The organism is Comamonas sp. B-9 (genome assembly GCF_000410635.1).
GTDB lineage: Bacteria > Pseudomonadota > Gammaproteobacteria > Burkholderiales > Burkholderiaceae_C > Comamonas.
On the sequence record NZ_KE148562.1, the window covers coordinates 272 to 7,038 of the forward strand.

At 64.1% G+C, this 6,767-nt stretch carries 4 protein-coding genes, 5 tRNA genes and 1 pseudogene; 3 read left to right on the forward strand and 7 right to left on the reverse strand.

What is annotated here, in order from left to right; translation table 11 throughout:
* Positions 1 to 253, forward strand: a pseudogene (locus H928_RS33225) (hypothetical protein); the annotation flags it as partial.
* Positions 254 to 445: 192 nt separating this feature from the next.
* On the opposite strand, the gene H928_RS0111005 reads toward H928_RS33225, so the two are convergent.
* From H928_RS0111005 to H928_RS0111030, 5 genes are all read right to left on the reverse strand, one after another.
* A tRNA-Leu gene (locus H928_RS0111005) sits at positions 446 to 530 on the reverse strand.
* A gap of 172 nt (positions 531 to 702) precedes the next feature.
* Positions 703 to 787 (reverse strand) — tRNA-Leu (locus H928_RS0111010).
* A 172-nt stretch (positions 788 to 959) separates the two neighbouring features.
* Positions 960 to 1,044: transfer RNA gene (locus H928_RS0111015), tRNA-Leu, on the reverse strand.
* Positions 1,045 to 1,433: 389 nt separating this feature from the next.
* Positions 1,434 to 1,518, reverse strand: a tRNA-Leu gene (locus H928_RS0111025).
* Between the two features lie 116 nt (positions 1,519 to 1,634).
* Positions 1,635 to 1,719 (reverse strand) — tRNA-Leu (locus H928_RS0111030).
* Between the two features lie 19 nt (positions 1,720 to 1,738).
* On the opposite strand from H928_RS0111030, the gene rnr reads away from it, so the two are divergent.
* A complete protein-coding gene (gene rnr / locus H928_RS0111035; RefSeq protein WP_021026552.1) occupies positions 1,739 to 4,045 on the forward strand; it encodes a ribonuclease R in 2,307 nt (768 codons plus the stop codon).
* 82 nt (positions 4,046 to 4,127) lie between these two features.
* On the forward strand, positions 4,128 to 4,886 hold the full coding sequence (locus H928_RS0111040; protein WP_021026553.1) for an SDR family oxidoreductase: 759 nt from the start codon (positions 4,128 to 4,130) through the stop codon (positions 4,884 to 4,886).
* Between the two features lie 15 nt (positions 4,887 to 4,901).
* Here the strand turns inward: H928_RS0111040 and H928_RS0111045 are convergent, their stop codons facing one another.
* Together H928_RS0111045 and H928_RS32860 are read right to left on the reverse strand one after the other, a co-directional pair.
* Positions 4,902 to 6,479: an NAD(P)H-hydrate dehydratase gene (locus H928_RS0111045; protein ID WP_021026554.1), complete on the reverse strand. Its 1,578-nt coding sequence runs from the start codon at positions 6,477 to 6,479 to the stop codon at positions 4,902 to 4,904.
* A 53-nt stretch (positions 6,480 to 6,532) separates the two neighbouring features.
* The coding region (locus tag H928_RS32860) for an FAD-dependent oxidoreductase (RefSeq protein WP_204366302.1) at positions 6,533 to 6,767 on the reverse strand (235 nt) is incomplete at its 5' end.

Below are 6,767 nucleotides of genomic sequence, written 5' to 3' on the forward strand. Positions count from 1 at the left end.
GGCCATTGCCGCACCTGCCGCAGGTGATGGCCGCGAAGCCATGCTGCGCCTGGAGATGGCCGCCGAGGTGCCCACCCCAGCCGAGCACATCAATGCCCGCCGTGCACTGCAATTGCAGCTGCTGACGCGCCGCAATGATCCTTCGCCGCAAGAAACCTGGCAGCAGGATGTTGCCAAGGTGCTGGCCACCGGCAGCGACGAGGCCTCGGCCCGCCGCCTGCAAAATGCCTTGAAGGCTTTGCTGAAGAAGTAAGCCTTCTACAGCGCCTCCCCCACAACGCCCTGTGCTTGAACGCCAGGGCGTTTTTTCATGGGCCTGGTGCTGGGCTTACCTGGTGGAGAGGGGTGGGGTGAAAGGTGGGGCCTATGGTGGGTGCGGGCAGGCAGCTTGCGTGCGAGCAGGCAACAAAAAAGCCATTGCACATGGGTGCAATGGCTTGATGTTTGGTGCCCAGGAGAGGACTCGAACCTCCACGATGTTACTCGCTAGTACCTGAAACTAGTGCGTCTACCAATTCCGCCACCTGGGCTTTCAGGATGGAGCAATTATAGGGGCGTGTTGGCGGTGGTTTGAGAAAAACTGCAAAATTTTTCTCAAAAAAGATAGCGTGAGACTGTGGGTGGCTATGCGCTGCCGCGATGCATGCCCGGCCCAAAGCAAAAAAGCTGCTGCACATCGTGTGTGCAGCAGCTTTTGCTGTTTGGTGCCCAGGAGAGGACTCGAACCTCCACGGAGTTACCCGCTAGTACCTGAAACTAGTGCGTCTACCAATTCCGCCACCTGGGCTTTCAGGATGGAGCAATTATAGGGGCGTGTTGGCGGTGGTTTGAGAAAAACTGCAAAATTTTTCTCAAAAAAGATAGCGTGAGACTGTGGGTGGCTATGCGCTGCCGCGATGCATGCCCGGCCCAAAGCAAAAAAGCTGCTGCACATCGTGTGTGCAGCAGCTTTTGCTGTTTGGTGCCCAGGAGAGGACTCGAACCTCCACGATGTTACTCGCTAGTACCTGAAACTAGTGCGTCTACCAATTCCGCCACCTGGGCTTTCAGGGAAGCCGCAATTATAGGGGCGATTTTTGGCCGCTTCGGGGCAAATTCGGAAAATTTTTCAGAGCGCCTGGTGGGGGTGCCATTTTGCTCGGCGGAGGCCTTGGTGCCAAGGTGCGGCGAGCGGTTGCCGTGGCTGGTGCTGGCCCTGCCTGGCAAGCGACGCGGGTAGGCATGGCGTCCAGGTGAGTACGGCATCACTGTGCAGTGGAATGTGGCGAGGAGGGTGTTTTGCTGCCTTTGCAGCGGATGGTGTGCTGTATGCCGAGGGCAGGCGATATCGGCAGCGCAAAGATGCGGTGTGCGCCGTCGTTGCTGGGCTCGGGGTAGATGCGCATCGCAGACAAAGAAAAAGCCGCTGCACAAAAAGTGCAACGGCTTATGTCTGGTGCCCAGGAGAGGACTCGAACCTCCACGATGTTACTCGCTAGTACCTGAAACTAGTGCGTCTACCAATTCCGCCACCTGGGCTGATGATGCAGGGCAGTGCCCCTTATCGACTTTCCTAAAAAAACCACTGTAGAACCAGCCCGTTAAGACTGATTTTTCACCGTTTTCACAAAACAAGTTGTACTTGTCGTTAAACTTGGTGCCCAGGAGAGGACTCGAACCTCCACGATGTTACTCGCTAGTACCTGAAACTAGTGCGTCTACCAATTCCGCCACCTGGGCATTTCAGGAAAGAATCAGATTGTATATCAAAAAAACGGCTTCCAAAACAGGAGCAGATAATTTGTCAGAAGAAATTGAAGGTGTAGTCCAAGGCCACCGTGAAGGCCACGGCTTTGTGATCCGGGATGACAACGAAAGCGACATCTACATCCCGGCCAATGAAATGCGCGCCGTACTGCACCGAGATCGGGTCCGCGCCCGCATCGTGCGCACCGACCGCCGCGGCCGCCCCGAGGGCCGCATTGTTGAAATCATCGAGCGCTCCGCGCAGCCCATCATCGGCCGGCTGCTGCAGGAAAGCGGCGTCTGGCTGGTGGCGCCCGAGGACAAGCGCTATGGCCAGGATGTGCTGATCCCCAATGGCGCGATCGGCGCGGCCAAGACCGGCCAGGTTGTTGTGGTGGAGTTGACCGAGCCGCCGGCCTTGTTTGGCCAGCCGGTGGGCCGCGTGGTTGAGGTGCTGGGCGAGATCGACGACCCCGGCATGGAAATCGAAATTGCGGTGCGCAAATATGGCGTGCCCCATGAGTTCTCGGACGAGTGCCTGGCGCTGGCCAAGAAGCTGCCCGACAAGGTGCGCCTGGCCGACCGCAAGGCCCGCATCGACCTCACCGATATCCCGCTGGTCACCATCGATGGTGAAGATGCGCGTGACTTTGACGATGCGGTGTACTGCGAACCCGCCAAGATCGGCCGCACCAAGGGCTGGCGCCTGTTGGTGGCGATTGCCGATGTGAGCCACTATGTGCAAAACGGCAATGCCATCGACGTCGATGCCTACGACCGTGCCACCAGCGTCTACTTTCCGCGCCGCGTGATTCCGATGCTGCCGGAGAAGCTCTCCAACGGCCTGTGTTCGCTCAACCCTAATGTGGACCGCCTGTGCATGGTGGCCGATATGCTGGTCACCGCCGATGGCGAGCTGCAGGCCTACCAGTTCTACCCTGCGGTGATGCACAGCCATGCACGCTTTACCTATACCGAGGTGGCGGCCATTCTGGCCAACACCCGGGGCCAGGAAGCGATCAAGCGCAAGGAGCGTGTGGCTGACCTGCTGAACCTGCACGATGTGTACAAGGCTTTGCTGTCGGCGCGTGGCCGTCGCGGCGCGGTGGATTTCGAGACCACCGAAACCCAGATCATCTGCGACGAGAACGGCCGTATCGAGAAAATCGTGCCCCGCACCCGCACCGAGGCCCACCGCCTGATCGAAGAGGCGATGCTGGCAGCCAATGTCTGCGCGGCAGATTTCATCCAGCAAAGCGGCCAGCCCGGGCTCTTCCGGGTGCACGAAGGCCCGACGCCCGAGAAGCAGGACATTCTGCGCGGCTACCTCAAGGCCATGGGCGTGGGCCTGTCGATCAGCGACGACCCGAGCCCGGCCGAGTTCCAGGCCATTGCGCAGGCGACCAAGGACCGGCCCGACGCCCAGCAGATCCACACCATGCTGCTGCGCTCGATGCAGCAGGCGATCTACACGCCGATCAACAGCGGCCACTTTGGCCTGGGCTACGAGGCCTATACCCACTTCACCAGCCCGATCCGCCGTTACCCCGATTTGCTGGTGCACCGCGTCATCAAGGCCGCCCTGCTGGGCAAGCGCTACCAGCTGCCGCTGCTGCCCACGCCGGGCGAGGCCGAGGCCAAGCTGGCCAAGCGCCTGGCAAGCCGGGTGGCTGCGCCCAAGCAAAAGCTGCAGGCCGAGCGTGTGCAACGCGTATCGCGCGAAGTGCAGGCCTGGGAAGCGGCGGGCCTGCATTGCAGTGCCAATGAGCGCCGCGCCGATGAGGCCAGCCGCGATGTCGAAGCCTGGCTCAAGTGCAAGTACATGCGCGAGCACCTGGGCGAGGAGTACAGCGGCATGGTCTCGGCTGTCACCTCGTTTGGCTTGTTCGTGACCTTGGACCAGCTCTATGTTGAAGGTCTGATCCACATCACCGAGCTGGGTGGCGACTACTTCCGCTTTGACGAGATGCGCCAGGAGCTGCGCGGCGAGCGCACCGGCATCCGCTACACGATTGGCACCCGCTTGCAGATCCAGGTCAGCCGCGTGGATCTGGATGCGCGCAAGATCGACTTCCGCCTGGTGCGCGAGGGCGAGGATGCGGCCCGCGCGCCGGCCTCCAATGCCCGTGCGGCCAAGGTGGCATCGTCGCCGTCCAGCCGCCAGCGCGAGGGGCGCGATGAGGCCTATGACGCGCAGCGCGCCAGCCTCAAGCGCAAGGCCAAGGGGGCCGCCCATGGTGCCGGCAAGCCGCGTGGCATCGACCGGGGCGTGGGCGCCAGCAAACAACCGGGACAGAAGACCCCGCGCAAACGCCGCTGATCGGCTGTGAATTCACTATGATCGAAGCCAGGCCATCCCAGCGATGGCCTGGCTTTTTTGTTGACAGAACCAAGGAGTACGGATGACCGAGAAGACGCGCAAGATTGCAGTGGTGACCGGTGCGGGTACCGGGATTGGCCGCGCAGCGGCGCTGGCCTTGATGAAGGACGGCTGGTCGGTGGTGCTGGCCGGCCGCCGCGCGCAGCCCTTGCAGGAAGTGGCCAGCCATGCGGCAGACGCCGGCCAGGCCTTGGTGGTGCCCACCGATGTGGCCGACCCGGTGGCGGTCAAGGCCTTGTTCGATGTGGCCATCGCCCAGTTTGGCCGGGTGGACATGCTGTTCAACAACGCCGGGCGCGGCGCGCCTGCGGTGCCGATCGATGAGCTGCCGGTCGAGACCTGGCAGGATGTCGTCAATGTCAACCTCAACGGCATGTTCTATTGCCTGCAGCAGGCTTTCCGCGTGATGCGCCAGCAGTCGCCGATGGGTGGGCGCATCATCAACAATGGTTCCATCTCGGCCCATGCGCCCCGGCCCATGTCGATTGCCTATACCGCCACCAAGCATGCGGTGATGGGCCTGACCAAGACCGCCGCGCTCGATGGCCGCAAGTGGAACATCGCCGTCGGCCAGATCGATGTGGGCAATGCCGGCACCGAGCTGGCAATGCGCATGACCCAGGGCGTCATGCAGGCGCATGGCGAGATTGCGCCCGAGCCGCTGATGGATGTCGATGTCGTGGGCCAGTCAGTGCTCTACATGGCCAATCTGCCGCTGGAATGCAATGTGCTGTTCCACACGGTGATGGCCACCAAGATGCCTTTTGTGGGCCGGGGCTAAGCCCGTGTCTGGTTGTCAGCCTGGCCGTTGCAGGCTGCGCGCCAGGCGCGAAGCCGTCAGCATGCGTGCGGGCGGCCAGGTATCGGCCGCATGGCCATGCAGCCAGACGGCATGGAGCAGCGGCTGCCAGGCATCTGCCCAGCTGCTGCCCGGTGCTAGAGCGGCCAGGTGCGCGCCAATGCAGCCGGCCAGCACATCGCCGGTGCCGCCAATCGACAGGCGGGCATTGCCGCTGTGGTTGATGGCATAGCGCCCATCTGGCGCGGCAATGACCGAGCCGCTGCCCTTGAGCACCACCAGGCACTGCCATTGCCGTGCCGCCTGGCGCGCGGCGCCTATGCGGTCATGCTGGATCTGCGCGGTGCTGCTGCCCAAGAGCCGCGCCAGCTCCAGTGGATGGGGCGTGAGCACCGTGGCGCCGCTTGCCCCCGCCTGGGCTGCCCGTTGCAGCAGTGCTGTTTGTAGTGCCGGTTGGCTGGCAATGGCGTTGAGCGCATCGGCATCGAGCACCAGGCTGCCTGCATGCTGCAGGGCCTGGGGCACCACCCCGGCCACCAGGTTGCCACCGCCGCAGCCGCAAACCAGGCTGCCGCGCAGTGCGCCCATGGCCTCCAGCGACCGGAGCATGATGTCGGCCGCGACACCGCCAGGCCTGGGCGATGCAGGGTTGCTGCCCAGCAAATGCAGCATGACCCTGCCCGCGCCTGCATGCAGCGCTGCACTGGCGGCCAGCATGGCTGCGCCTTCCATGCCCTGGCCATCGTGGCTGGCGCTTTGGCCGCCGATGACGCCGACATCGCCAAACAGGCCTTTGTGGCTGTTGTGGGTTGGTAGAGGGGTTGGCGCCTGGGTGACGAGCTGGCCGGTGCCTGAGGAGGTATCCATGTCGGCGGCGGGAATCTGGTCACAGCGCCAGACCGGGTTGTGGGCCGACAGCGCTGCCAGCCAGACCTCGCCCGCCCAGTCGCGCCCCTGCAAGGTAAAAAGCCCCGGCTTGAGGGCCAGCATGCTGAGCGTGAAGCGGCGTCCTCGGGGTGCTGGTGGCACCAGGGGATCTAGCGAGGGCAGCCAGGCGCCGGTATCGGCCAGCAGGCCCGAGGGCGTGTCGATGCACAGCACATCGCGATCGGTTTCCAGCAGCTGCTGCAGCCAGGCGAGTACGGGGCCTTCAATGGGGGCGCTGCGGCCGGCGCGCAGGCCAATGCCCCAGACTGCATCGATGGCCAGGTCGAAATGGGCGGGCGGTTGCGCGCTGATCGCCAGGCCTGCGGCCTGGGCGCGTTGCAGTGCATGGGCCGCATCGGCGGGCAGGGCCTTGCCGGCGCTGGGCTGCAGGCTGATATGCACGGTCTTGCCAGCGGCTTGCAGATGGATGGCGGCTTCCAGCCCATCGCCGCCGTTGTTGCCGGCGCCGCACACGACCCAGATATGCCGGGCATGCGGCGCGATGGCCAGGGCCAGGCGGGCGGTGGCTTCGCCAGCGCGGGCCATCAGGCGGTAGTGGGGCAGCGTGGCCGCCAGCGATTGCTCGCGTGCGCGAACCTGGTCGCTGGAGAGCAGGGCGGGGTAGGGCGGAGCGGCAGAAGCGGGCATGGCGCTATCGTAGCGCAGGGCTCTGGCTACGGGCGGGCCGCTCGCCGAAGTGCTCAGCGCAGGCGCTGCAGGTCCAGCGCTTCTGGGGCGGTGCTGGTGCTCTGGCCCATGACCAGCTGGCGCACATGGTGGGCGCAGCCCATCGACAGCCCCCAGCCAAAGCCGCCGTGGGCGGTGTTGAGCCAGACGCCCGGGATGCCGGAGGCGCCCACCACCGGTAGGCCATCGGGCACGGTCAGGCGCGCGCCGCGCCACATCTGCAGGATCGATTGGCTCCGCTGGGTGCAG

Excerpts from the sequence above, each read along its gene's own strand:
- H928_RS0111040 (WP_021026553.1), top strand. The coding sequence starts at position 4,128 with ATGACCGAGAAGACGCGCAAGATTGCAGTGGTGACCGGTGCGGGTACC.
- H928_RS0111045 (WP_021026554.1), bottom strand. The coding sequence starts at position 6,479 with ATGCCCGCTTCTGCCGCTCCGCCCTACCCCGCCCTGCTCTCCAGCGAC.